This window comes from Vitiosangium sp. GDMCC 1.1324 (genome assembly GCF_003044305.1).
Taxonomy (GTDB): Bacteria; Myxococcota; Myxococcia; order Myxococcales; family Myxococcaceae; genus Archangium.
Map to the genome: position 1 here is coordinate 519,587 of NZ_PZOX01000003.1, position 26,602 is coordinate 546,188.

The 26,602-nt window shown below is 69.3% G+C and carries 19 protein-coding genes; 12 read left to right on the forward strand and 7 right to left on the reverse strand.

The window, feature by feature from the left end; genetic code table 11:
• The first annotated feature begins 40 nt into the window (after positions 1–40).
• Complete coding sequence (locus DAT35_RS10675; RefSeq protein WP_108066833.1) at positions 41–625, forward strand: hypothetical protein; 585 nt, start codon at positions 41–43, stop codon at positions 623–625.
• 63 nt (positions 626–688) lie between these two features.
• Here DAT35_RS10675 and DAT35_RS10680 read toward each other — a convergent pair whose 3' ends face one another.
• The 3 genes from DAT35_RS10680 to DAT35_RS10690 all read right to left on the reverse strand — a co-directional run bounded on the left by DAT35_RS10680 (position 689) and on the right by DAT35_RS10690 (position 3,164).
• A complete protein-coding gene (locus tag DAT35_RS10680; RefSeq protein ID WP_108066834.1) occupies positions 689–1,618 on the reverse strand; it encodes an alpha/beta fold hydrolase in 930 nt (309 codons plus the stop codon).
• Positions 1,612–2,337: a MerR family transcriptional regulator gene (locus DAT35_RS10685; RefSeq protein WP_108066835.1), complete on the reverse strand. Its 726-nt coding sequence runs from the start codon at positions 2,335–2,337 to the stop codon at positions 1,612–1,614. Before DAT35_RS10685 ends, DAT35_RS10680 begins: the two co-directional genes overlap by 7 nt.
• A 140-nt stretch (positions 2,338–2,477) precedes the next feature.
• Positions 2,478–3,164 carry a hypothetical protein gene (locus DAT35_RS10690; protein ID WP_108066836.1) on the reverse strand — a complete coding sequence of 229 codons (687 nt, stop codon included), beginning with the start codon at positions 3,162–3,164 and terminating at the stop codon, positions 2,478–2,480.
• 207 nt (positions 3,165–3,371) lie between these two features.
• On the opposite strand from DAT35_RS10690, the gene DAT35_RS10695 reads away from it, so the two are divergent.
• The 5 genes from DAT35_RS10695 to DAT35_RS10715 all read left to right on the forward strand — a co-directional run bounded on the left by DAT35_RS10695 (position 3,372) and on the right by DAT35_RS10715 (position 10,542).
• Positions 3,372–6,089, forward strand: a complete 2,718-nt coding sequence (locus DAT35_RS10695; RefSeq protein ID WP_108066837.1) for a M1 family metallopeptidase — start codon at positions 3,372–3,374, stop codon at positions 6,087–6,089.
• 326 nt (positions 6,090–6,415) lie between these two features.
• Positions 6,416–6,766 (forward strand): hypothetical protein, encoded by a 351-nt coding sequence (locus DAT35_RS10700; RefSeq protein WP_108066838.1) that lies wholly within the window; start codon positions 6,416–6,418, stop codon positions 6,764–6,766.
• An 83-nt stretch (positions 6,767–6,849) separates the two neighbouring features.
• On the forward strand, positions 6,850–8,496 hold the full coding sequence (locus DAT35_RS10705) for a DUF2339 domain-containing protein (RefSeq protein WP_108066839.1): 1,647 nt from the start codon (positions 6,850–6,852) through the stop codon (positions 8,494–8,496).
• A gap of 75 nt (positions 8,497–8,571) precedes the next feature.
• Positions 8,572–9,066: an NUDIX hydrolase gene (locus tag DAT35_RS10710; RefSeq protein WP_108066840.1), complete on the forward strand. Its 495-nt coding sequence runs from the start codon at positions 8,572–8,574 to the stop codon at positions 9,064–9,066.
• Positions 9,067–9,198: 132 nt separating this feature from the next.
• Positions 9,199–10,542, forward strand: a complete 1,344-nt coding sequence (locus DAT35_RS10715) for a carbohydrate porin (protein WP_108066841.1) — start codon at positions 9,199–9,201, stop codon at positions 10,540–10,542.
• 46 nt (positions 10,543–10,588) lie between these two features.
• On the opposite strand, the gene DAT35_RS10720 is transcribed toward DAT35_RS10715, so the two are convergent.
• Positions 10,589–12,088 carry a carboxypeptidase M32 gene (locus tag DAT35_RS10720; RefSeq protein WP_108066842.1) on the reverse strand — a complete coding sequence of 500 codons (1,500 nt, stop codon included), beginning with the start codon at positions 12,086–12,088 and terminating at the stop codon, positions 10,589–10,591.
• Positions 12,089–12,155: 67 nt separating this feature from the next.
• Between DAT35_RS10720 and DAT35_RS10725 the strand changes: the two genes are divergently transcribed.
• Entirely contained in the window at positions 12,156–12,701 is a 546-nt protein-coding gene (locus tag DAT35_RS10725; protein WP_108066843.1) for a hypothetical protein, read from the forward strand.
• Positions 12,702–12,723: 22 nt separating this feature from the next.
• On the opposite strand, the gene DAT35_RS10730 is transcribed toward DAT35_RS10725, so the two are convergent.
• Positions 12,724–15,126, reverse strand: a complete 2,403-nt coding sequence (locus DAT35_RS10730; RefSeq protein WP_108066844.1) for a PEP/pyruvate-binding domain-containing protein — start codon at positions 15,124–15,126, stop codon at positions 12,724–12,726.
• Positions 15,127–15,202: 76 nt separating this feature from the next.
• Between DAT35_RS10730 and DAT35_RS10735 the strand changes: the two genes are divergently transcribed.
• Positions 15,203–15,718 carry a GbsR/MarR family transcriptional regulator gene (locus DAT35_RS10735; protein WP_108066845.1) on the forward strand — a complete coding sequence of 172 codons (516 nt, stop codon included), beginning with the start codon at positions 15,203–15,205 and terminating at the stop codon, positions 15,716–15,718.
• 130 nt (positions 15,719–15,848) lie between these two features.
• On the forward strand, positions 15,849–16,532 hold the full coding sequence (locus DAT35_RS10740) for a hypothetical protein (protein ID WP_108066846.1): 684 nt from the start codon (positions 15,849–15,851) through the stop codon (positions 16,530–16,532).
• 85 nt (positions 16,533–16,617) lie between these two features.
• Here the strand turns inward: DAT35_RS10740 and DAT35_RS10745 are convergent, their stop codons facing one another.
• Complete coding sequence (locus DAT35_RS10745; protein WP_108066847.1) at positions 16,618–18,357, reverse strand: OPT/YSL family transporter; 1,740 nt, start codon at positions 18,355–18,357, stop codon at positions 16,618–16,620.
• 490 nt (positions 18,358–18,847) lie between these two features.
• Here DAT35_RS10745 and DAT35_RS10750 point away from each other — a divergent pair, with 490 nt between their 5' ends.
• From DAT35_RS10750 to DAT35_RS10760, 3 genes are all read left to right on the forward strand, one after another.
• On the forward strand, positions 18,848–19,678 hold the full coding sequence (locus DAT35_RS10750; RefSeq protein ID WP_233261405.1) for a hypothetical protein: 831 nt from the start codon (positions 18,848–18,850) through the stop codon (positions 19,676–19,678).
• Positions 19,679–19,819: 141 nt separating this feature from the next.
• Positions 19,820–20,719 (forward strand): hypothetical protein, encoded by a 900-nt coding sequence (locus DAT35_RS10755; protein WP_108066849.1) that lies wholly within the window; start codon positions 19,820–19,822, stop codon positions 20,717–20,719.
• 116 nt (positions 20,720–20,835) lie between these two features.
• The gene (locus DAT35_RS10760; protein WP_108066850.1) at positions 20,836–24,840 is read left to right on the forward strand and encodes a serine/threonine-protein kinase PknK; all 4,005 of its coding nucleotides are present in this window, start codon (positions 20,836–20,838) and stop codon (positions 24,838–24,840) included.
• Between the two features lie 16 nt (positions 24,841–24,856).
• Here DAT35_RS10760 and DAT35_RS10765 read toward each other — a convergent pair whose 3' ends face one another.
• On the reverse strand, positions 24,857–26,476 hold the full coding sequence (locus tag DAT35_RS10765) for a peptide chain release factor 3 (protein WP_108066851.1): 1,620 nt from the start codon (positions 26,474–26,476) through the stop codon (positions 24,857–24,859).
• Between the last annotated feature and the right edge of the window lie 126 nt (positions 26,477–26,602).

Sequence of the window (26,602 nt, forward strand, 5' to 3'; positions counted from 1 at the left end):
CTGGCTAGCTTGCGCACACTCACACCCTGGAGGATGAGAGATGTCGCGTCACGGGATGGCGGTACTGGGAATCGTAGCGGCGCTGGGCACGGCGGGCACGGCGGCGGCCGCCGAGGAGCAGGGAGAGTGGATCGGCAGCAAGAAGATCTTCCTACGCGGCGGCGCGGGCAACTACACGGGCAACCTGGGTGAGGTCTCCAAGCCGGGTCCGAGCTGGGGCCTGACGTTGAACCTGGGGGCCATGAGCTTCCTCGGCCTCGAGCTGAGCTACGAGGGTGCGCGCAATGTCATCAGCGAAGCGGGAGTGCTCGACCTGGCCCTGACGCGTCATGGAGCCTCTGCCCTGCTGAAGCTATCCCTGCCCGTTTTCGAGGCCGTGCGTCCTTTCGTGGGCGGCGGTATTGGCGGCACGTACACCTTCGCAAAGGGCACGTTGGTGGACGACACGTCGGATCTGGTGGGCGAGGTGCCGCTGGCCGCGGGCATCGATTTCAACGCGGGCAAGCTCACCGCGGGAGTCCGGGCGACCTACCGGCTGTTGCTGGATGAGAATCTCTCGGAGCAGATCGACAGGCCCAGCGGCGGCTACTTCGACGTCGTCGCCACCCTGGGCATGCGCTTCTAATCCCCCTCGGGTAAGTCAGTGAAGGGTGCGCCCTGCGTGGCGGAAGAAGCTGCGCAGGGCCAGTTACCATCGAATTCCATGTACATGGTCGGCCGCCCTCGCCTCACCCTTCCGCACGATGGCGGCGATGTGATCGGCGAGCCGCTCCCAGAGCCCGGGCGGAAGGGTGTGCCCCATCCCGTCGATCAGCACGAGCTCGGCCCCCGGAATCGCGGCGGCCGTGGCGCGCCCACCGCTCGGGTCGCACATCGTGTCGGCGAGCCCGTGCAACACGAGCGTCGGCACGTCGAGCGCGTGCAGCAGCGGGGTGCGGTCACCCGACGCGACCGACGCCACGGCCTGGCGCGCGATCGCGACCTCGTCGTAGTCGCGGTCGTACGCAAGCCCCGCGATCTCGGCCACGGCCGCCGGATCCGCCGGGAACGCTGGCGAACCGACCACCGCGACGTTGCGCACGGCGCGCGCGACGACCTCCTCGCGTGTGCGTGCGGGAGGCCCTCCGAACAACGCCTTCATGGTCTCGGGGTGCACCTGCCCGACGGACATGTCGCCGGTCGTCGACATCATCGACGTGAGCGAACGCACCCGCGTCGGGTGCTCGATCGCGATCGTCTGCGCGATCGCGCCACCCAACGACGCTCCCACGACGTGCGCGGCGTCGATCTTCAGGGCATCGAGCAAGCCGACCGCGTCAGCGGCCATGTCGGAGAGCGTGTACGTCACCGATGACAGATCGCCCTTGAGCGCCGCGGGCAGATTGGGAGGTGGGGCAGTGTGCATGTGCGTGGAGTGCCCCGAGTCGCGGTTGTCGAAGCGCACCACGTGGAGCTCGCGCGCGACGAGCGCCCGCAGGAAGCCGAGCGGCCAGTTCACGAGCTGAGCGGCGATTCCCATCACGAGCAGCACCGTGGGGTGTCGCGGATCGCCGCGTTGCTCCCAGGCGATGTCGAGATGAGCCGGTCCAACGTCCTTCGCGATCTGCTCGTTCAGCATGGTTCGTGCTCCGTCGTGTTAAGGCTGGCCAGTGCCTGGTTGAGGTACCGCATCAGCGCGGGGCTCCATCCGGCGAGGTTCTTCGGGGGAGCGAGCTGACGAAGGTGCGCGAGCGCCTCCAACGTGGCGCGGTCGCCACCGGCGAACTCGACGATCCGCGCCAGGGCCGCGCGGGCCACGGCGCGAGGACGCGGGGCCGACGGGTCTTCTCCCGCCTTCATGCACGCACGAAGCGCGTCGCCCAGCTCCCGCCACCGGGCCTCGGCATCCTTCGAGGCCTTCCCCTTCTTCCGGAGTGCGTTGCCCCGGCGAACCACCCGCGACATCGCCTCGATCGTGGCGAGCACGGTGTCGGGTTCGACGTCGCGGTCCGCGTGCGCGCACGCGTGGTCGAGGAGCGTCCGAAGTCTCCCGAGCCGCTCGAGCTCGGCATCGACGCGAGCCCGATGGGCACGCAGGACGGCGGCGAGCGCGGCGCGGTCGTCATCGAGCATGCGACGGATGTCCGCGAGTGACAGCCCCAGGTCGCGCAGCGCGAGGATGCGGTAGAGGCGTCGCACGTCGTTCTCGTCGTAGAGCCGCTGGCGCCCCTCCGTCCGCGCCGCGGGCGCCAGCAGCCCGATGTGCTCGTAATGGTGGAGGGTACGCACCGTCAGGCCGGTGGCGTCCGCCAGCTCGCCGATACGCCAGCGGCGTCGGTTCGTCGCTCGTTCCTTCATCGTTGGCGGACGGTACAACCTGACGCAGCGTCCGGTGCAAGCGGGTGTCACGGCTCAGGCGCTCGTCCCCGATAACAGGGAGGTTCGCGCTGCTCCTTGAAGTTCAAGCGCGCACTGACGGTGTGTCCCGTCCTCAAGCTTCAGTCGAAGCAGTGGTACTCCAACCACACCCAGAAGGGCTGCCCGCTCGCGAACATGGCGCTGAGCAGGCCCGTCCGGTAGCCATGGTAGGCGCACACATCGTTGGCGGTGATGTTGAGGTAGTGCCAGGGCCAGCCCGTGGGGCGGCCTCCGGGCAGGCCAAAGCGGGCATCATTCGAGGGCACCTGCACGTAGTGCATCTTGTCGCGCGCAATGCAGTGAACGCCCACCAGCTCCCCCGACTGGTGGCCCGTGAAGAAGCCCGTCCCGTAACCGTGGCGATTGCAGACAGCAAAGGCGGCGTAATTCGCCCAGAATGGCACCTGCTTGTCGACGTGGGTGTTGTCATCGGTGTCATTCCCCCACCCCGGAAGCCGCCTGAGCTCCGTCAGTGTGGTGTCGAACCAGTCAACGGTGTCCTCATCGAAGCAATTGACGCCCATGAGCTCGCCGGCTTGATGGCCCACGTACAGGCCCGTCGCGAACCCCTTGCTCTTGCACACCTCGTTCGAGCTTCGGTTCGCATACGCCCATGTCACATCCCCTCTCTTCGCGATGGGATAACCCGAGGCCGCCCGCTCGGCCGCGGTCGTGTCGAACCACTCGGTTGCGAGCGCGGCCATGGAACTGAAGACAATCCCCACGGCCAGCACGGACTTCGATGCCTTCTGTATCGCCTTCCACACGGTTTTCTTCCTCCTTGGATGGAAATCCATCCCTGAACGGGCGAATCCCGGCCCGTGAAGGCTCAATGACAGGGAGGCGTGACGACGGCGTGACTGGGTTTGCCCCGGTGACGTGGGGCAGGCTCACTTTTACGGCGCATGGCATCCCTGATGCCGGCAATAGAACCCACGCTCGCGCGTTCTCTCGCCACCCATCCGAGGGAACCCATGAACGCCCGATTCCGCCGCACCCCGTGGGCACTGCTCACGCTCGCCCTGGCCTGCGCCACGCCGCAGCAGACTTCCGCCCCCACCGCATCCGCGCCCCCCTCTCCCGCGCCGACGGCGGAGACCCCGCGTCCCCCGACCTTCCGCCTGGGCACCCACGTGAAGCCCACGGGCTACCAGGTGGAGCTCACGGTGGACCCGGACCAGGAGACCTTCGATGGCGTGGTGGAAATCGCGCTCACGCTGTCCGAGTCCACGAGGCAGGTGTGGCTGCACGGCAATGGCCTGAAGGTGAAGGAGGCCACGCTCACGGCGGGAGGCCAGTCCCAGCCCGCGCGTGCGGTGACGGAGGGGGACAGCTTCATCGGCTTCCTGCTGGAGCGCCCGGTGGGTCCGGGCACCGCGACGCTACGCGTGGCGTACCAGGGCACCGCATCGGCGAAGGAGACCACGGGCCTCTTCCGGCAGAAGGATGGAGACACCTGGTATGCGGTGACACAGTTCCAACCGGATGACGCGCGCCGGGCGATACCGTGCTTCGACGAGCCGGGCTTCAAGGTGCCCTGGCAGCTGACGCTGCGAGTCCCCCAGAACCAACAGGCCTTCTCCAACACACCGGTAGCCTCCGAGGAAACCGGCCCGGACGGGTGGAAGACGGTGCGCTTCCGCCCCACGCCGCCGCTGCCCAGCGAGGTGATTGCCTTCGCGGTAGGCCCCTTCGAGACGGTGGACGCGGCGCCCGCGGGCGAGAAACGCACACCGGTGCGCATCGTGGTCCCGAAGGGCCGCAAGGCCGAGGCCGCGTATGCCGCCCAGAACACGCCCCCGCTGGTGGGCCTGCTGGAGGAGTACTTCGGCATCCCCTACCCCTACGAGAAGCTGGACGTGCTGGCCATTCCGAAGCCCGTGCTCTTCGCGGCCATGGAGAACCCGGGCCTCATCACCTTCCAGATGCCGCTGCTGCTGGCCCGGCCCGAGCAGGACACGCTGCAGCGTCAGCGCTCCTTCGCGCGCGTGCAGGCGCACGAGCTGGCGCACCAGTGGTTCGGCAACCTCGTCACGCTGGCGTGGTGGGATGACACCTGGCTCAACGAGTCCTTCGCGGACTGGCTCTCCCTCAAGATAGTGGGCCAGTGGCAGCCTTCGTGGAACATGGACGCCCAGCGCGAGAGGAAGCGCGCGCAGGCGATGACGACGGACCGGCTCGTCACCACGCGCCGCATCCACCAGCCCGTCGAGAGTGAGAGCGACATCCTCACGGCCTTCGACGGCGACATCACCTACTCCAAGGGCAACGCGGTGCTCGCCATGTTCGAGGCGTGGGTGGGCCCGGAGCGCTTCCGCGAGGGCGTGCGCGCCCACATGCACGAGCATGCCCTGGGCAACGCCACCGCGACCGACTTCTTCCAGTCCCTTTCCAAGGCGGCGGGCACCGACATGTCGGCCGCCCTCACCACCTTCCTGGACCAACCCGGAGTGCCACTCGTCACCGTGGGCCTCCAGTGCGCGGCGGGCACGACTCCGAAGCTGACGCTGGCGCAGCGCCGCTTCCTGCCCGTGGGCTCGCGGGGCGAGAGCACGGCGGAGCAGACGTGGCAGGTCCCCGTGTGCGTGCGCTACGGCACGGGCAAGCAGGAGGCGCGGGCCTGCACCCTGCTCACCGGGAAGACGGGTGAGCTCGTGCTGACGGGCGCCACCGGCTGCCCCGACTGGGTGCACCCCAACGCGGATGCGCGCGGCTACTACCACGCGAAGCTGGAGGGAGACCTGCTCGCCAGGCTCATGCGCGGAGGCGGCAAGCAGCTCACCCTGCTCGAGCGCCTGGGGCTGCTCAGCGACGCGCAGGCGCTGATGGCCAGCAACGCGCTGCCGGTGGACGAGGCGCTCGGAGTGGTGACGGGCCTGCTGCCCACGGATGACAGGGACCTGCTCACCGGGGCGCTGAACATGGTGGGCTCGGTGCGGCGCGACCTCATCCCCGAGCCGCTGCGGCCGAAATACGCGGCCTTCGTGCGCCGCACGTTCGGCGACAAGGTGCGCGCGCTCGGTCTGCGGCCGCGCCCGGGTGAGGACGAGGACACGCGCCTGCTGCGGCCCACGGCGGTGAAGGCCGTGGCCGACCTGGGCCGGGACGAGGCGCTCCAGGCGCAGTCGCTCGAGCTGACACGCAAGTGGCTGGAAGACCGCCGTGCCATCTCGCCGGAGATGATGGAAGTGGTGCTGCGGCTGGGCGCGCGCAAGGGAGACGCGGCACTGCATCAGCGCCTGCTCGCCGAGGCTCGCAAGGCGCGTGACCCGGCCGAGCGCAGCGCCCTGCTCAGCGCACTGGGCTCCTTCCAGGACCCCGCGCTCGTCCGCACCAGCCTCGGCCTGCTGCTCTCCGATGACTTCTCCTCGCTCGACGTCATCATCAGCATGACGGGCGAGCTGATGAACGAGGAGGCCCCGCGCGAAATGCTCTACACCTACCTGAAGGACCACTACGACGCGCTGACCGACCGGCTGCCGCACGAGGTCCGCGGCGCGATGCCCGTCCTGGGCGTGGCCTTCTGCGACCCCGCGCACCGCCAGGACCTGGAGGCCTTCTTCAAGGAACGCACGGTCCGCTACCCCGGAGGCGCCAAGTACCTCGCGCAGACGCTGGAGCGGGTGGACCTGTGCATCGCCCAGCGTGAGGCCCTTCAGCCCGGACTGACACGCTTCCTCTCGCGCCCGTGACGAAACCGTCGAGTCCAGGCGTCTCCACCGCCGGACTCACGCGGAGCGTAATCTTCCGCTCGCGCAACCGAGCGCGAGCGTGGGCACGTTGCCTCCAGATGCCCCACCTGCACATGGGATGACGACGAGCGCGCGGAGGTTTGCCGGAGTTCCTCGGAGAACAGGGCGGGAACCCCGGTGCGCGCCTGTGCGTCCTACTCAATGACACCAGGCGCGAGCGCCAATGTCATGGAGCCGATTTAACATGTGGCTCGGAGGGCGACGGTTCAGGTTGCGGCTGGGGGGAACGTGCGTAGTTTTGAAGCCGCTGTGGAGGTGGCGCGGGCATGTCTGGAGTCCGACTGGGAGGCGCGACGGCCGACATCCATCACTGCATCGCGGCGAGCCTGAGCTGTCAGGCCTCGTGCGAAGCAGCGATGGAGCAACTGGCTGCGACGGGCATGCGCGCTGACAGCGAGCCGATGCGCCTGTTGCGCCAGTGCGCGGAGCTATGCGAGCTGAACGCCCGGGCGCTGCGAAAGGACAGCCGGCTGGCACGGCGCACGGCGACGCTGTGCTTCGAGCTGAGCAACCAGGTGGCGCGCGCCGCGTGGTTGGATGGGAACCTGTCCGCCCACATCCTGGCTCGCGACGCGCTGCAGCTCGCCCGGGCCTGCCGGCCGTTGCTGTTCACCTGACGCACCGGGCTCGCGTTCTCCCGGAACAAACCGCCATCCTGATCCTCCGAGCGGGTTAAGGAGGTACCGACCGAAAGGAGCACATGGCGGAGGGAGAAGGGCAGGACCTGAGGGACGTCGTACGGCGACTGGAGGAGACGGTCTCCCGGCTGGAAGCGCGCATCGAGCACCTGGAGACGGCGGCCCGAGCGGAGCCCGCCCTCCCGCGAGCACCCGCCGCACCACCACCCTCCACCGAGCCCGCGCCGGAGAAGAGGGACCTCGAGGCGCACCTGGGCACGTACTGGCTGAGCCGGGTGGGCATCGTGGCGCTCATCATCGGCTTCGCCTTCCTCATCATCTACCACTTCGGCGAGCTGGGCGTGCTGGTGCGGGTGGGGGCGGGCTACCTGCTGAGCGCGGGGCTCGCGGCGCTGGGCCTGTGGCTGTCGCGGCGCCACCTGCTCTTCGGGCGCATCGTCTTCGGAGGAGGACTGGCGCTCGCCTACTTCGTCACGTACGCGCTGCACTTCGTGCCGGCGGTGCGGGTCATCCAGAGCGAGACACTCGCGCTCGTGCTGCTGGCGCTCAACGTGGTGGGCATCGTCGTCATCGCCCAGCGGATGCAGTCGGAGACGGTGGCGGGCATCGCGCTCTTCCTCGGGTTGCACACGGGGATGCTCAGCGACATCACCCTCTTCACCCTCATGTCCACCACGATGCTGGCGAGCGGAGCGCTCTTCTTCCTGGTGAAGAACCGCTGGGTCATCGTGCCACTGTCGAGCCTGGTGGCCGTCTACTCGACGCACGTCGTCTGGGCGATGCGCACGGGGTCCATCGCCCCGGGGCAGCCCGACAGCGAGCGGCTGGCCCTGAGCCTCTCCTTCCTCGCGCTCTACTACGTGCTCTTCTCGGTGGCGCTGCTGGTACACCCGCGCGAGCTGTCCAAGCGCGCCGCGTTCGCCTTCGCGCTGCTCAACTGGGTGGGGCTGCTCACCCTGGGAGCGGTGGAGGTGTCACGCTGGGGCGAGCCCCACCTCTTCGCCTTCTTCGTCACCGTTGCACTGGCCCAGGGCACGGGCGCCGCGGTGGCCCGGTGGCGGGGCGCACCTCCCGCGCTCATCCAGGCCTACCTCGCCACGAGCATTCTCACGCTCGCGATGGGCATGCCCTCGCATTTCGAGGACACGGCGCTGGTGCGGGCCTGGACGGCAGTGGGGCTCGTGGCGGGACTCGCCGGACGCGTACTGGGCGCGGGCGCTCTTCAGGTGGTGGGCGTGGGCATCCTCTACGTGGCGCTCGGAGCCACGTGGCTGCCGCCCTCGGGCCGCGCGTTCCTGGACGCCGCCCTGCTCGTGAGCTTCACGCTCGTCGAGCGCGCCTCGGTGGCGAGCACGGCCCGGTTGCCCCCGCCCCTCCAGGGGAGCCGCCGCACGGCGCTCCAGTTCTTCTGCGCGGCCGGGGCGGGACTCGCGCTGGTGTGGCTCGTGGGCGAGTGGATGCCCAGCGACCTGACGACGTTGGGCTGGGGCATGGCGGCCTTCGGACTGTTCGCCCTGGGCTTCGCCGTGCGCGAGCGCTGGTACCGGCTCGTGGGCCTCGCGGTGCTGGCGATCACACTCGGGCGCCTGATGCTCATCGACCTGGCGGGGCTGCCACCCAACCAGCGCATCCTCACCTTCATCCTGCTCGGGGTGATGCTGCTGGCCGTCTCCTACGTCTACACGCGGCTGCGCGGGAGCCGGAGCTGAACGGACCCGGGCCAGAAGCGCCACCCGGAGTCGACGGTGACCGCCAGCTCGGATAGCGTCCGGGCAGGAGGCGCCGTGAGCTCTCTTCTCGACCCTGTCGTGCGAGTGGCCTACCGGGGCGCCTACGCCCTGGCGTTCGCGTATTGGTTCGTACGCCGCCCCGAGACGGAGGGCACCCTCGTCGGCGTGTGGCTCGGCCGCAAGGTGTTGCTGCTCCAGAACTCGTACAAGAGCACCTTCAGCATGCCGGGAGGCGGCAAGCACAAGCGGGAGTCCCCCCAGGAGGCCGGCGCTCGCGAGCTGCGCGAGGAGGTGGGTCTACACGCCGCCCCGCACGAGCTGCGCAAGGTCTTCGAGGCCCATGGCACGGACGAGTACAAGCGCGACCTGTGCCACTTCGTCGAGCTCGAGCTGGCGGCCGAGCCCTCCCTCGTCCTCGACAACCGCGAGGTGGTGTGGGCCCGGTTCCTCGATGTCGACACGGCGCTCCAGTTGCCCCTCGGCCAGGTGGTGCGCGCCTATCTCGAGGACGCCTCGCGCCGGCGCGCGCCTCGCGGGTCCACGCCGTAAGCCCGGACGCAGGCTCTCCAAGCATTGGGACTCACACGTCCGGGACCTTGGAACCCATAACACACGAGTTCGCTGGCGAACGTGGCGTGGACATGTTGGCGTGATGCGCGAAGCACCCCTCTGCCAGCATCCATGAAGAAACTCCCTCGTGTGTTGTTGCTCCCGCTCCTGCTCGCCACCGCGGCGCAGGCCCAGTCCACGCCCACCACCCTGTTCCCCCACTCGGACGACTCGCCCTACCTGGTGGCCGGGCAGATGAACCTCATCACCCAGTACCACCCCACCTTCCACGCGCCCTACTCCGGGGCCTTCAGCCTCTCGCCCGAGGCCGAGGCGGCCACCTCCTTCGTCGCCACGCTCTACACCGCCTTCTCGCTCGCGCGGTGGACAGAGGGTGCCGTCCACGTGGAGATGGCGGCGGGCGGAGGTGTCGGCCAGGCGCTCGGACTCGCGGGCTTCACCAACATGGACGTGGTGCGCAACCCCACGCTCGGCGCCGAGCCCTACCTCGCACGCATCGTGCTGCGGCAGATCATCCCCCTCTCCGACGACACGGTGGAGGCGGTGCGCACGCCGCTGGGACTGGCCACCCAGCTCCCCCGCCGGCGCATCGAGCTGCACGTGGGCAAGATGAGCACCGCCGACTTCTTCGACGTGAACTCGGTGGGCAGTGACAGCCATCTGCAGTTCATGAACTGGACCGTGGACAGCAACGGCGGCTACGACTACGCGGCGGACACCCGCGGCTACACCTATGGTCTGGTGGCCGAGTACCACCAGCCGGCCTTCTCCGTGCGCTTCGGCGAGATGCTGATGCCCACCGTGGCCAACGGCCTCAACCTGGACTGGAACATCCTCCGCGCACGAGCGGAGAACCTCGAGGTGGAGCTGCGCCACGAGCTGCTTCCGGGACGCCTGGGCGTGGTGCGGCTGCTGGGCTACCTCAACCACGCCAACATGGGCAGCTACAACGAGGCGATCGACGCCTTCCGCGCCGGTGTGGACCCCGTCCCGGACATCGAGGCCCACCGGAAGCAGGGACGGATGAAGTACGGCTTCGGGCTGAACCTGGAGCAGGAGCTCTTCGGTCCGGTGCGCGCCTTCGCCCGCGCGGGCTGGAACGAGGGCGAAAACGAGTCCTTCGCCTTCACCGAGGTGAATGACACGGTGGCGCTCGGAGGGGACGTGCGCGGAACGCCGTGGAGCCGCCCCTGGGACAAGGTGGGGCTGGCCGTGGTGAGCAACGGGCTGTCCGAGCCCCACCGCGAATACCTGGCCCTCGGCGGCCACGGCTTCGTCCTGGGCGATGGCCAGCTGAACTACGGGCGGGAGACCATCTTCGAGGCCTACTACAACGCGCACCTCTGGCGCGGCCTCTATGCCGCGCTCGACTTCCAGCACGTCAACCACCCCGGCTACAACCGGGACCGCGGCCCCGTGAACGTCGGCTCGCTCCGGCTGCACCTGGACCTCTGAGGCACGGCCCCCACGCCGGGCCCGCGCAGCTCCGCGAGGCGGGCCGTCAGAGGCTCACACCGTAGAGGGCGCCGAACTTGGACCAGAGATAGGCGAGGAAGTCCACGTCGGTGAGGCCCTGGCCCGTCACCTTGCGCACCAGCTCCTCGGCGGGCCGACGGTAACCCTCGGCGTGCACGTGGGTGCGCAGCCAGTCGCGCAGGGGCCGCAGCTCGCCGCGCGCGATGCCCTCCTCCAACTCCGGCAGGGCGCGCTGCGCAGCCCGGTAGATGGATGCGGAGTAGAGGTTGCCCAACGAGTACGTGGGGAAGTAGCCGAACTCGCCCCAGGCCCAGTGGATGTCCTGCATCACGCCCTGCGTGTCGTCCGGAGGCGTGACGCCCAGGAAGCGCCGCATGCGCTCGTTCCAAGCCGAGGGCAGCTCGTCCAGCGGCAGCGCGTCGCGGATGAGCAGCAGCTCCAGCTCGTAGCGCAGGACGATGTGCAGGTTGTACGTCACCTCGTCCGCCTCCACGCGGATGAGCGAGGGCGTGACGCGATTCACCCCCGAGTGGAAGGTGTCCAGGTCCACGCCCGCGAGCGCCTCGGGGAAGGCCTCCCGCAGCGCCGGGAAGTAGTGCGTCCAGAAGGCGCGGCCACGCCCCACCAGGTTCTCCCACAGGCGCGACTGCGACTCGTGCAGGCCCATGGAGGGCGCGTTCGCCAGCGGCGTGCGGTAGTGGGCCTCGGAGAAGCCCTGCTCGTACAGGCCGTGCCCGCCCTCGTGCAGCGTGCTGAAGAGCGCCCCCAGCGTGCCCTCCTCGATGTCCGTGGTGAGCCGCACGTCCGTGGGGTGCTGCCCGCTGGAGAACGGGTGGATGCTCTTGTCCTGCCGCCCCGCCTCCAGGTCGAAGCCCATGTCCCCCAGCAGACGCAGCGTGAAACGCCACTGCGCCTCCGGGTCGAACCGCCGCCCCTGGAAGAAGTCCCCCACCTTGCGAGGGGCCGCCTGGAGCGCCGCCACCAGGGGGATGAGGTTGTCGCGCAGCGCGGTGAGCACCGGAGTGAGACGCGACACGCGCATCCCGGGCTCGTAGCCCTCGAGCAGCGCGTTGTAGCGCTCGCCGTCGTGGCCGTAGGCATCCGCCTGCTCGCGGCGCAACGTCAGCATCCGCTCCAGCGCGGGCTTGAAGACGGCGAAACGGTTCTGCTTGCGCGCCTCGCGCCACGCCACCAGGCCCCGGCTCTGCGCCTCGGCGAGCGCCTGCACCAGCGCCTTGGGCACCTTCACCGCCCGGTCGCGCTCATGGGTGAGCACCCGCGCCATGGCCCGCTGGTCGTCCGTGAGGCCCTGGTGGTCCGCCGCCCAGGCGAGCAGCTCGCCCAACCGGGGGTCGACCAGGCGCTCGTGGTAGATGCCCTGGACGGTGGAGAGCTGGTGGGCCCGCGAGTCCGCCCCCTTGGAGGGCAGATAGGTCTCCTGGTCCCACGTGGCCAGGCCGATGAGTCCACCGAGGTCCCGGAGCTCCTGCATCCGGGCGAGCAGCGCGTCGAAGGTCTTTTCCATGGCGGATTCTTTAGTCTGAATCGCCTCGGACTTCCGCAAGGGCCGGCATTCGGTTAATTGCCCGCACATGGCCAGCCAGCTTCAGTTCTTCATGTCCCCCGACGACGAGGTCGCCTTCTTCCGCTTCCTCGAACGCCTCGAGCTGGAGGTGTACCCCCGGCGCGTTCCCCCGGACTGGGTGACCTTCCGGGCGAGCGCGGAGAGCGTCCCCCGGTTGCCCGAGGAGGACCTCTACCTGGTGGCGGTCGGCGTCGGGCCCGCCATCGTGGACAAGGTGAAGCGCGGCCCGGACAAGGGCTTCTGGCGCATCGACGAGGTGCGCTCGCCCGTCATCTTCCTGGAGCGCTGCCGGATGAACGAGGAGGGCGAGCTGCTCAGCGGCCAGCTCTGGGCCGAGCTGGAGGTGACCCCCCAGACGGGCCGCAAGGACGCGGCCTCGGACCAGTTCCGGCGCGTGTTCCGCGAGGTCGAGGAGTACCTGAAGAAGACCTTCCGCAAGGGAGACCCCAAGGCCTTCCTCGTCGGCCCCAAGGCCGCGCGCCTCTACAAGGAGACCCGGCTGGTGCTGCGCGACTCGGCCCACCGCGGCGGCACGGTGGTGCCGTACAAGTAGGCACCTGTGCCGGGTCCCCTGGCTATTGCGCGGTGCTCGCCAGGGGCTCCGAGGGTTCCGCCGCCCGCAGCACCTCCACCGTGCCCTGCCCACCGTTGACCCGTACCAGGTCGCCCGTGCGCAGCCGCATCGTCGCGTTTCCACAGCCGACCACGGCGGGGATGCCCAGCTCGCGGGCGACGATCGCCGCGTGCGACAGCGGTGCGCCGATGTCGGTGACGACCGCCGCCGCCTTCGGGAACAGCGGCGTCCAACCGACATTGGTCACGCTCGTCACGAGGATCTCCCCGGCCTGCAACCGCTCGCCCTCGTCGGCATCGAGGAGCACCCGCGCACGGCCCTCGACGACGCCGGCCGCGCCCGGGAAGCCGGTGATGGCATCGCTGGCGGGTGTGCTCCCGCCATTCGCGTCGAACCTGTCGCTGCGCCGCCGGGGGTCCGCTGCCCACTGGAACGGGTCGAACCGCCCGCGGATCAGCGCTGGATAGACAGGCAACGCGGCCTGGCGCGCGTGCGTCTCACGCCGAGCCGGGACGAAGGCGAGGGGCGCCTCATCGCCTCCCAGGACGGAGAGGATCTCATCGATGGACAGAAAGAAGAGGGCCTCGCCCTGACCGGTGAGCGCACCGGCACGTTGGACGAACACGCGCAGCGGCCAGAACACGCGGATCAACTCCGAACGCGCGGCCTCGCGGGCATGCGCCGCCACGGCCACCTTGTCGAGACGGCGGCGGAGCTCCGCGACCCGGCGTGGGTAGCGTTGCCGGAACCGCTCCCATGCCGCCTCGTGCGCTTCCTTCTGGCGCGCGAGCAGCATGTCCACGTCCACCGGCGCATCGCGCAGACCGGCGAGCTGCCGATCAATCCATTCCGGGTCCTCGGCCGGTCTGGCGATGGAGACCTCGAACTCATGCGGGCTGCGATGGCCGTAGCGCCGTGCATAGGTCTCCCGGTCGATCTCTCCGCGGGCCAACTGCGAGAGCCCGAGGAGAGGCCCGAGACTCGCGAGCTTGTTCGCTCCGGAGCTCAGACCCGAGAGCAGCGCGTTGGTATCGGCATCCCCCACCAGCTTGCGCAAATCACGCCGGAGCGTAACGGAGGGGTTCCCCTCCCGCCGGGCGCCTGCCTCCAACATGCGGCAGCAATCGACGAAGAACGGGGCCAGCTCGGCCCTCCATAGCGCGATCAAATCCGCCGCGCGGGACGTGACCTGGATCCGGGTGAGCAGCGCATCGCAGCGTGCTGGCGCCGTGGCGATGAACTCGGGGAACCGCTTCTGGTTGGTGCGCAGCCGGCTCTTGAGGCGCAGCACGCCTGGCAGCAACTCCCGCAGAACGCTCCAGCGTGAGACCGGGAGCAGGGGTATCTCCAAGTCATCGGGAATCTTCCCGAAGGCCTCCTCGCTCGTCTCGACGAGCCGCTTCCGGCTGATGCCGAACGCCGCGCCCAGCGTCGATGTCACGCTCAGGTTCATGTAGAAGCGCCCGCCGATATTTCCGACTGGCTGGAAGCCGCAGACGTACAAGAGCGGCAACGTCTCGGCGATGAACACCTGGAGGAGCGACCAGGTGCAGGGCGTCATCACGCCGGGCACGGCCTCACCGAGGTTCGTGCTCGTCCACAGGTAATCGCCAGTCAGACTGTCGTTCCACTCGCCCGTCGCCGGATTGTGCCCACGCAAGGTGGTGATGGGCCGCGCTTGCAGCAGCGCGAGCTTTCCGCCGGAAAGCGCCCACTCGATATCCTGTGGCGTGCCAAGCTCACGCTCCAGCCGCTCGGCGAGCCGATACAACTGCCGTGCATGACGGCGCATCTCCCCGGGCCCGGCATAGCCGCCCCCCGGTCTGCGCAGCGTGAACGACGGCGCGTTCGTGTCACCGGCGACCAGGCGCTCGCCCAGGCCCCGCACATAGTTTCCAACCATCGTCGCGCGGCTGCCCGTCACCGGATCCGCGGTGAACAGCACCCCCGCGAAGTCGGCCGGCACGAGCACCTGGACGACGACGGCGACCTCGTGAGCGGCCTCGAGCCCCTGGGCCTGGCTGTAGGCCGCGACGCGGCCCGCGTGACGTGACTTGCGAACGGTGTCAATCGCGCGCCTCACGGCGTCGTCCTCGCGCACGTCGAGCACGGTCTCGAACTCTCCCGCGAACGAGGCCTGCGCGGAGTCCTCGCTCAGCGCCGAGGAGCGGACCGCGAACGAGCGCCCTGGTTGCTCCGCCCGCAGCCGGGCCAACGCGGCGCGGACCTGTTCCCACGCCGGAGGCGCAAGCGTGTCGCCCTCGAACGCGCTGGCCAGGATGACGAAGCCATTCGGAACCGGATGGCCCCCTCGATAGAGCTGAGCAAGCGTCCGGCCCTTGCCACCAGCGAGCGGCGCCTGCTCGGCCGAGAGCTCCCGAAAGAAGCAGACCGTCATTGTCATGCTTCAATTCGTACAGACATTTTATAAATTCGTAAAGTGTCGAAAGTTTGTGGGCCCGTGCTAGCCTGGGGGGCAGATGGCGAAAGAATCGAAGAAGACGCGACGGGTTGACCGCACGGAGCGTGACGCGGCGGCGGTGGGGCGGTTCGTCGAGCGCTTCGCCCTGCTCTTGTCGGAGGCGGGATTCCCTCGGATGCCCGCCCGGGTCTTCGCGGGCCTGCTCATCGCGGAGGAGAGCAGCAGCACGGCCGGCGAGCTGGCCGAACTGTTGAAGGTCAGCCCGGCGGCCATCTCCATTGCCGTCCGGTACCTGATGCAGGTGGGCCTGGTGGCGCGCGAGCGCGAGCCGGGAGAGCGCCGTGACCGGTACAGGGTCCACAATGACATGTGGTACGAGTCGATCACCCGGCGCGACGAGATGCTCCTGCGTTGGGACGAGGGACTCCGGGAAGGAATCGCCGCGGTCGGAGCGGACACTCCCACGGGCGCCCGGCTCGACGAGACACGCCGCTTCTTCGAGTTCATCCGCAGCGAACTTCCTCAACTACTGCGCAAATGGCGAGAGATGCGCGCGTCATACAACCGGAAGTAGAGGTGGATACTCGAGCCCCGAGCCCATAGAGGCCGCGTGCATCTGGCCAATGTGGGAAGGGGGGGTATTGACTCACAGGGGCGACCCAGCCGAGCCTTCGGGCTCCTTTCACCCAAGGGGGAGTCCAACAATGCGTCAGGCTATTCTGAAGGGAGCGCTTGCTCTCGCTGTCCTCTGTGCGTCCACCGGTTGCGGCTCGTTCTTCGTCCAGAAGGACGCGTATCTGTCGTTGAAGCGCGTTGCCGTCGTGCAGCATGCGATCAACCCGCACCTGCTGCTCGGGACGGCGAACGCCCCTGAGGCGAAGACGCAGACCGCGGAAGAGAACGTGAAGACGTTCGTGAAGGAGTTCTCCGGCGGCCGCTACGAGGTCGTTCCCCTCGAGGAGCTGAAGGCCAACCCCGCGTACACCGCCGCGGGCACGGCAGAGCTGGAGGGCTACTACACCGCTCCGGGCATGCGGTTCGTAACGGGTGCGGATACGGTGGAGAAGGCCACCCTCACGCCCGAGGCCGCCAAGAAGCTGGCGGAGGACCTCCGCGTGGACGCGGTCGCGGTCGTCTACGAGAGCTGGGGCCTGCAGCCCTATGCGCTCGGCTTCAAGGCCAAGGCGTACTCCGCGTTCTTCATCAACATGTACGACCGGAACGGGACGCGCGTGTGGGGTGACGTGGCGGTCGGCGAGTCCGAGGAAGGCATGGCCACGCCGGGCGGCATCATCGCCACGGAGCTGGCGAACGTGGTCCTCAACTTCAACCAGAGCTACAAGGCCGCGCTCGGCACCATGAAGAACCGGCTGGCGTCGGTTCAGTAACCACAGTCACCGCGCCGCATCGGTCGGAGGGGGAATCACCCGCACGGGGGGTTCCCCCTCTTCCGTTTCTGGGGCGACCAGGCCCTCAGCCCATGAGGCCGAACAGACCCAGCACGAGAAGAAGCAGGCCCAGGAGGGACTCGCCGACGATGGCCCCCGCCCCCAGCACCTGGAGGACGGAGGAGGCACCGGGCCTCGCGCGGCGGATGCCCTCGGCCAGCAGCGCCCCCAGGCAGAGCGTCACCGCATAGTGCGCCGGCACGAGGAAGCCGAGGCCCAGGGCTGTCGCCGAGGGGACGAAGCGCGCCAGGCGGCCCTGGGAGAGCCATGAGAGCGTAAGGCCCCCCGCCACGCCCAGGCCCGCCGCCAGCACGGTGGAGGGAGGCAACCCCGCCAGCCCCCGTGCGCTCACCTCGGCCACCACCCGGAACTGGAGCGCGAAGGGAACGGGCAGCTCGGGCGAGCCCGCGCCATGGGCCCCCACCAGGAGGAAATACGTGGGGACGGAGACGGCCCCCCCGAGCAACACCCCGGCGAGTTGAGCACCAAGCTGTCGGGAGGGGCTGGCCCTCAGCAGGCGGCCCGCCTGAAACGACCAGAGGGCCACCCCCGTTTGCGCCATGGCTCCCGCCGCCACCGAGCCGGCGGCGACGCCCAGCACGGGCTGGCCTGGCGACACGGCGCCGAAGACCACCTGCTGCAGATCTCCCATCGTGGCCACCGGGGACATGTCCATCAGACCCGCCGCGCGGGCGCCCACGGTGCACAGCGGGAGGAGGAGCAGCAGCACCAGCAACAGCTCGAGCGGGTGCAGCTCGAACGCGGTGTAGCCCACCCCCAGCACCAGGAGGACGGCCAGCGGCAACGCCAGCACCCACCCCTCGCGCGCGGCCCCTCCCCGAGCCACATGCTGATGCCCGAGCCGGAGCAGATCGGCGGCCACCTTCGGCAGGGAGCGCCCCAACGACACGAGCGTGACGACCGACGCGCCCACCATCAGCCCCACGCCGGGCCAGGTGAGCCAGGCGACGAGGAGCTCGTACGAGTCCGACGCCACCCGCCCCTCCCGCACCAACCAGGGCGCCAGGACGCCCCAGGCCACCAGCGCCCCCAGCAGCAGGCTCAGCCCCACCTGCGGCCCCACCAGCACGCCGAGGCCCAGCAGCATCGGGCTCCAGCCCACCCCGAGTTGGAGCCGCGCCAGCGGAACCCCGCCGAGCGCCCCGGGGAAGAACGAGACCGCTGGGAACACCTTGCCCACCTCCCTCAACCACGTCAGCCCCATGCCGCCCAGGCTCGCGCCCCACAGCCACCCGGCCCGCATCGCGGGAGCCCCCCCGCCGGCATGCAGCGTGGAGACGAGCTCCGCGGTGACGGCTCCCGAGGGAAAGGGCAACGCCTCCTCCTCCAGCAGCCGCCTGCGCAGCGCGAAGGCCACCAGCACCCCCAGCGCCCCCAATCCCACGCCCCACAGCCCCACCGCCCACCCCGGCACGGGCCTCCCCAGGAGGGACAGCGCGGGGATTGCCCCCATCAGCCCCGCCGCTGCCGGCATCGCCCCCGCCGCCGCCGCCGCCGTCTGGGCCAGATTCGTCTCCAGCGCGGAGGGCACCGGCCCCCCCTTCGTGGACAGGGCCTTCATCCCACTGAAGGCCAGCAGCGAGGCGAGTACGCCGCCGCTCTCCCACAGGCCCAGCTTCAACCCCATGTAGACATTGCAGAGGGCCAGCCCCGCACCGATGAGCCCCCCCGCCGCCAGCGCGCGGAAGGTCAGCTCAAAGGGCGCATCGCTTCTTCCAATCGGAGCCCGCTCGGCGCTTGGCATCTTCCTGCCCCCCAGGACACCGGAGCTCTGCCTCGGGGGCCGAACCCCTGTGCTTGATGAGGAAAGCGTACCCTGGCGGCGGGGCAGGTGAAGACGGGCCCCCCTGGCTTCTGTCCGGTACCACGCAGCGGGACGCAGCACGCCTCCCCCTCCCCTTCCGAAGTCAATCCCCGGGCACCCGCTCCGCCAGAGAGTGTGCGGTCGTTGGGGAATCTCCCCCCCTGCAGGGCGATATGCCGAGCTGGCAGGCAGTCATAGGTTAGAGCGCATTCAAAGAAATCCTTGAAATGCATACTTGAGACTGACATTGCCCTGGAGGGAAGACAGCATGTCAGACGCACATGGTGGTCATCCGGTTGTTTTTCGGGGCCTCCGGGCACACGGGGTCCTCTCTCTCCTTGGTGTCATGGGGCTGTCGTGGCTGGCTTCGGGTTGTGGGCAGGGCACTTTGGCGCCTTCCGGAGAAGCGCTGGTGTCGGAGCACTCCTCCTTGAGCACCACCAATGGAATGAGCCCCAATGGCCTCTCCACCAACGGGCTCTCCACCAACGGCCTCTCCACCAACGGCCTCTCCACCAATGGATTGACGACCCTTGCCCTGTCGACCACCAAGTTCAAGACATGGTTCGACTCCAACGCACCGGAATACTCGAACATGGTGATGAGCTACGTGGTGGCGTGCGCATACCCTGCGGGACGCAGCCTCACCTACACGTCGAGCACCGGCACCACCTACACCTGGAATGGCGGGCTGGGGCTCACGCCCGACTGGGCCAGCGGCAAGCGCATCTCCTCGCTCGAGCAGCAGCTCCTCTCGGCCTGCCTGGCGGCGCACGTCAACAAGTTCGGCCTGCATGTGATGATCTCGGTCCGGGGGTGGAATGCACGCGGCACCGCCCTCCCTGTGGACGCCACCGAGACCACCACCTTCACCGAACCGGAGGCGGCCTTCTTCGGCAACCTCTTCACGGGGGACGGCGCCTTCGCGTGCAATGATCGCACCAATACGACCCCGGCGGAGAGCAGCGCCCGGGCGTGCGGCCTCTCATCGCAGGCCTCCGGGACGAGCGTGGAATGCCCTCCGCTCGTCCATATCGGCAACTGCGCGACCAACTGCACTTTGGACAGGAGCACCGGCCTCTACACGAGCTGCACCTACGGGGGGAAGACCTACAAGCCCCTCACCACGAAGCTGCGCCCGGCGGACATCTACCGGTGTGGGGATGGGGTGTGTCAGGTCTCCGAGTCCTGTGACACCTCCAAGAATGGAAACGGGACGAGATACAACAGCTGCGCGTCCGACTGCGGCATCTGCCCCTGACGGGGGCCAGATGATGCCCACCATGTGCTCCAGGCCGATGTCATGAATCAACCAAAGAACAAAAAGTCCGCAATATCCGCCAATGACGCATTTGCTGTATGAACATGTTTCGTTCATCCTTGTCATGGCCTGGAGGATGACATGCAAAGACACCACGGCTTTCTCATTGTGGGGCTGATCCTGTCCGGCTGCGCGGGCTCGGAGTCCGAGCCACCTCCGCAGAAAGCGATGAGTGGCTCTGCAGCACTCGTGGAAACCAACGGGCTGAGTACGAACGGGCTCAGCACCAATGGGCTGAGTACGAACGGGCTCAGCACCAACGGGCTCAGTACCAACGGGCTGAGCACCAGCAAATTCAACACATGGTTCAACCAGAACACCGCGCTCTCCGACATGCTCATGCGCTACATCGTCAAGTGCGCGCTGCCTGCGGGAGCGCAGCTCGTCTGGAAGAATCCCAAGACGCGCCTGACTTATTCCTGGAATGGAAGCATGGGGCTGACACCGGGTTGGAGCGGCGGCCAGCCGGCAACGGAAATCGAACAGCAGGTCATCACGGCCTGTCTCGCTGCGCATGCCAACAGATTTAGCGTACAGGTGGACATCTCCATCCTCGGGCTGGATGCCGCCGGAACACCCATTCCCATGGTGAACCAGGAGCTCACGCTCTACCCGGAGAAGGAAGCCTGTTTCTTCGGCAATCTCTTCACCGAGAACGCCACCTATGCTGGCAACAACGCCGTCTTTTCCAGTGCGGACAGCAGCGTGCGCGCCTGTGGGCTGGAAATGTCGAATCCGAGCGGCATCGACAAGTGCCCGCCCATCCACCACGTGGGCAAGTGCACGGATATGTGCGCTCCGGATCCCCAGCACAATTACTATTATACCTGCACGTACAACGGGAAGAGCTACCGGGCCATGACGACGCGGCTGACGCACGCAGACATCTACCACTGCGGTGACGGCATCTGTCAGATCAGTGAATCCTGCGGCACCGGAACCACGCCAGACAACTGCAAGGACTGTGGTCCCTGCTCCTGAGCTCATGGCCAGGCTCTCATAACGTTCCCCGACTGCAGCGAACCCACTTGATGGTTCGCTGCCCCTGACGGGGCCCGTCGGTCTACGTGCCGTGTCTGGGATTGGGGGATATTCACATGCCGCGCTGTCTGAGCTGTGGACGGCGTTGGGAGAACACCCATCCCCAATGCCCCGACGGCCGCCACGCCGACCAGGCGATCATCACCACGACGCTGCCATCGCTGCCCGCACTGGCCATCCCCGGCTATGCGCTGGAGCGCACGATAGCCAGGGGGGGCTTCGGCACACTGCTGGCCGCCCGGCGCCAGAGCGACGGCCTGCGCGTCGCCATCAAGCTGGCCCACGGCACGAGCTCGCCGGGCGCAGGGGACCTGGGCTCGGAGGCCGAGGCCCTGCGCGCCATCGGCCCGCCCACCGTGCCCGAGGTGTACGAGACGGGCCTGCTGTCCGGGGGCCGCCCCTACCTCGTCATGCAACTCATCCCCCACCCGACGCTGGCGGCCCGGATGGCACGGCAGGCAGGCCCGCTACCCGAGGCGGGCCGCTACGGGATGGCGCTGGTGGAGGCGCTCGCCACCGTCCACCGCCGCGGCTTCCTCCACTGCGACCTCAAGCCGGAGAACCTCTTCCTCGACGAGGTGGCGTGCTTCGTGGGCCTCTTCGACTTCGGCCTGGCGCGGCGCCTGTCCGCTGACGCTCGCGGAGAGGCCCCCGGCGCGGGGCTCGACTGCGCGGGGACCGCCGAGTACATGGCGCCCGAGCAGTGCGCGGGGGATGGCCTCCCGGACGAGCGCACAGACGTGTACGCCGCCGGCGTGCTCCTCTACGAGATGCTCACCGGCCGGCCCCCCTTCTTCGGCGCCCCCGTGGACGTCCTCCAGGCCCACCTCTCGCGCCGCCCGCCCCGCCCCTCGGAGTTGGCCGAGGTGCCCGCCGCTCTCGAGGAGGTGGTGCTGCGCTGCCTGGACAAGGAGCGCCCCCGCCGCTACGCCTCCGCGAGGGAGCTGGGCCTGGCCCTGCGGCGAGCGCTGGAGCAGCCCGCGCTCGCGCCCGCCGCGCCTCAGCGGCCCCCCAGTCCACCCTCTTCTTCCGCTCCCGTCGAGCTGCGCTCCGTGGCCCTGCTCTACCTGCGCTCCGGAGCCAACCCCCTCACCCTCCAGAAGGCCCTGGCCCTCGACGCTGGACACCTCTGCTTCCACGACGGCACCCGCTTCGCGGCTGTCTTTGATCCGGAGAGCGCGGCGGATCCCCTCCGCGCGGTCCGCCTGTGCGCGGAGCGGCTGTGCGCCGAGGGATTGGCCTCCACCGCCCTGGTGGACGTGGCCACGGTGAGGGTGCTGCGCCGCCCCCAGGGACCCCCGCGCTACCTGAGCGCCACCTTCGCCCACCCGGCGCGCTACCCCGCCCCGGAGGGCCCGGCCTCGCCGCTGCTGACGGCGGCCTCGGTGGCGTTGCTGCCGGAGGGGGCCTACGTCCCTGTCCCGGAGCGCGAGGGCCTCTTCCGCCGGGCCCCGCCCTCGGCCGACCAGGATGCCAGCACCACGGTGCACTTCCACCACAGCGTGCTGGTGGGCCGGCTGCAGGAGCTGGAGGAGCTGCTGCGAGGCGCATGCTCAGCCGTGCGGGAGCGGGCCGCCACCCTCGCCACCGTGCTGGGGGAGCGGGGCCAGGGCAAGAGTCACCTGGCCTCCGCCCTCCTCCAGTACCTCCACGAGCGCGTCCCCGAGGCGAGGGTGGCCACACTGCGCGCGCGCCCGCCGGCCCAGGGCGAACCCCAGGGCACCCTGCGCCAGCTGCTGCGGGGAGTGCTGAGCGCGTGGGGAGGGGAGCCCGCGGGAGGCCCGGCCGAATGGCGCGCGCGCGGCGAGGAGCTGCTGGGACCGGAGCTGGCGCGCGAGCTGTGGCCCGCGATGCACTCCTGCCTGGGAGGACACTCGCCCACCGGTGAGGAGCTGCGGCCCTTCGCGGCCGCCCCCGGTGCTCTGCGCTCCCTCCTGGTGCGAGCCACCGGCGAGCTGCTGCTCGCCAGCGCCCGCGCCCGTCCCCTGCTGCTGCTGCTGGACGACGCCCACTTCGCCGAGGACGCGGCCCTGGACGCGCTCGAGTACGCCACCCGCGCCGGCACCGCCCTGCCCCTGTGGGTGTGCGTGCTGGCCCGCCCCGGCTTCGAGGAGGGCCGCCCGCACTGGGCCCGCCGCGCCACCCACCACCCCCTCCTGCGGCTCGGCCCTCTGTCCCCGGCCAATGCCGTGGAGCTGTGCCGCACCGCGCTCCTCCCCGCGGAGAATGTGCCCACCGAGGCCCTGGAGCGGCTGGCCGAGCGCGCCCAGCGCGTGCCCCTCTTCCTCATCGAGCTGGTGCGCGGCCTCAAGCGCCTGGGCCTGGTACGCCAGCGCCCGGCAGGGAGCTGGTACCTGGCCACGGACGAGGTGGAGCGGATGCCGGAGCTGCACCTGGTGGAGTGGTTGACCCACCAGGAGCTCAGGGCCCTGCCCGCCGAGCTGACCGCCCATGCCCGCCTGTGCGCCCTGCTCGGCGGCGACTTCACCCTCGAGGAGGTGGAGGGCGTGGTGGACGAGTTGGTGCGCGAGGGGGCCGCGGCCGACTTCCCCCTGGATGCGCGCCATGCCTCCCGCCGGCTGGTGGAGCTGGGCCTGCTGGTGGCCCCATCACCCGACTGCCTGTGCTTCCGCAACGAGCTGATGCGGGAGGTGGTGGCCCGCGGCCTGTCCGAGCTCCAGCGCAGACAGCTGCACCGTGCCGCGCACCGCTACTACCTGGGGCTGCTCGGGCGCCCGCGACTCCCCCAGCTGGCCTACCATGCCGCCGCCGCCGGCCTGCGCGAGGAGGCCTCCGTCCTCTACCTCGACCTGGCCGAGTCGGCCCGTGGCCGCCACGCCTACCTGGAGGCCGAGGCCACCTACAGCCGCGCCCTGGAGCTGCTGCCGGACACGGACGCCCCGCGCTGTCTCATCGTGTTGCGCGGCCGCGGGCTGATGCGCTACCGGGTGGGCCGCTACGAGGACTCGCTGGCCGACTTCGCCCACGCCCGCGAGCTGGCCCGGAGGCTCGGCCAACCCCTCGACGAGGTGGAGGTGCTGCTGGACGAGGCCACCGCCCTGGACTGGACCAATGACTACGTGCGTGCCGCGGAGCGCATCCATCAGGCCGTGGAACTGACCCGCACCCACCAGTTGGACACGTCCCGCCTGCGGGCGCGCCTGTCTCTGGGCATGGGCCTCATCCACTTCCGCCAGGGCCAGTGGGCGGAGGCCCGCGTCCAGCTCGAGGCCGCCGCGCTCCTGGCCCGCCCCCAGGGAGACGCGGGCCACGAGACCCTCGTCATCTCCCTGCTTCTGCTCGGAGTCATCCTCCCCAACCTCGGGTGCATCGACGAGACCCATCGCGTGATGGAGGAGTGCATCGCCGCCTGCACCGAACGCGGCGACAGGCTGCACCTGGGCAGCGCCCTCAACAACCGCCGCAACCTCTGGGTGGCGCGCAACGAGCCGGCACGGGCCCGGGAGGATCAACAGTGCTTCATGCGGTTGGGACGCGAGCTGGGCATGGTGGGCTGGGAGTACTTCGCCGAGCACAACCTGGGCGAGCTGTACTACCAGGAGGGGGATATCCAGAAGGCCGAGCCCCACATCGCCCGAGCGGTGGAGCTGGAGCGCAACCACCCGGAAGTGGCCTCGCGACCGTGGGGCCTGCTGTTACAGGCGAGGGTGTTGGCCTACCAGGGGCACGAGGTGCGGGCACGTCAGTCGCTGCGGCTGCTGCGCCAGGCCCTGATGGAGCGGCCGGGGGTGGAGCTCAGCCCCTCCGAGTCCGTCCAATTCTCGCTGGTGGAGCTGGCCACACGCCCGGCCCGGGCCGAGGAGTGGAGGGAGCTGCAGGAGCGCTCGGACACCTACTCCATGGAGCAGGAGCCCCTGGAGGTGCTGGAAGTGCAGGCCCTGGCCCGGCTGAGGCGGGGCGAGCGCCAGCAGGCGATACGGCTGCTGACCGAAGCCCTGCGGCGCGCGGAGCAACTGCCCAACATCATGCGCTCTCGGCTGCGGCGCAGCCTGGAGCGGGCCCTGGCCGAGGAGAAGGCGGCCTCCGTTCCGTGGGCATGACACGCCCCTCGCGAGGCTACGAGCCCGTCGAGGCGAGCTGGCGCAGCTGCGGCGCCGCCGAGAGGAACTTCAACTCCGGGTGCTTCTCCTCGGCGTGCTGCAGCGCCCAGTCGTCCCGGAACAGCACCAGCGGCAGCCCGTCACGGTCCTGCACCGTCTGCCGGTTGCCCTCCCAGTCGAAGCTCTTCGGATCGAAGTTCGGCCCCACCACCCACCGCGCGTGGCTGAAGGGCAGCCGGTCCAGCATGATGCGCGCGCCGTACTCGTGCTCCACCCGGTACTGGAGCACCTCGAACTGCAGCGCTCCCACCACGCCCACGATGGGATCCTTCATCCCCATCCCGAGCTGCTGGAAGATCTGCACCGTGCCCTCCTCGGAGAGCTGCTCCAGGCCCTTCTCCATCTGCTTGCGCCGCAGCGGGTCCTTCGAGCGGACGATGGCGAAGTACTCCGGGCTGAAGCGCGGCACGCTCTCGAAGAGCAGATCCTCACCCTCGGCCAGCGTGTCCCCGATGCGGAACATCCCCGGGTCGAAGAGGCCAATCACGTCCCCCGGCCACGCGTCCTCGATGGCCGTGCGCTCCGCCGCCAGGAACTGGCTCGGCTTGGCCAGGCGCACCTCCTTGCCCAGCCGCGAGTGGAACGCGCTCATCCCCTTCGTGTACCGGCCCGACACCACACGCAGGAACGCGATGCGGTCGCGGTGCGCCGGGTCCATGTTCGCTTGAATCTTGAACACGAAGCCCGCGAACTTCGGATACGTGGGCTCGCGCGGCCCGTCCTTCGTCGGACGCGACGTGGGCGCCGGCGCCAGCTCCAGGAAGTGGTCCAGGAACGGCCGCACCCCGAAGTTCGTCATCGCGCTGCCGAAGAACATCGGCGTCAGTTGACCCATGGCCACCTTCTCCCGGGTGAACTCGTCCCCGCCGATGTCCAAGAGCTCGATCTCTTCCTTGAGCGTGGCCAGCTCACGCTCGGTCAACACGGAGAGGATGTCGTCCGAGTCGATGGACACGGAGCGCTCCTCCACCTCGGATTCGCCGTGACGGCCCGCGGCGGAGAAGACGTGCACCACCTTGCTCTGCCGGTCATACACGCCCCGGAACTCCGGCCCCATGCCAATGGGCCAGTTCATCGGGTAGGCGCGGATGCCCAGCACCTGCTCCAGGTCGTCCATGAGCTCCAGCGGCGAGCGACCCCAGCGGTCCAGCTTGTTGACGAAGGTGAAGATGGGGATGCCGCGCATGCGGCACACCTTGAAGAGCTTCTTGGTCTGCGGCTCGACGCCCTTGGCCGCGTCGATGAGCATCACCGCCGAGTCCGCCGCCGCCAGCGTGCGGTAGGTGTCCTCGGAGAAGTCCTGGTGGCCCGGGGTGTCCAGCAGGTTCACCGCATGGCCCCGGTAGGGGAACTGGAGCACCGAGGAGGTCACGGAGATGCCGCGCTCCTTCTCCAGTTCCATCCAGTCGCTCGTCGCGTGGCGGCTCGCACGGCGGGCCTTCACGCTACCGGCCAGGTGGATGGCGCCACCGTAGAGCAGCAGCTTCTCGGTGAGGGTCGTCTTACCCGCGTCGGGGTGGGAGATGATCGCGAAGGTGCGCCGACGGGCGACCTCCTGGTCGAGCTCAGATGCCATGAGGGAGGCAACTATCACGGGGCGTGTGTTTTTTCGCGGGGTTCCCTTCGCTTGAGTCGCCCCGCCGGGGTACCTCCAGGCGGGCGGGCCCCTCCCCTCACGCCATGTATGCCCCCGTTCTCGCTG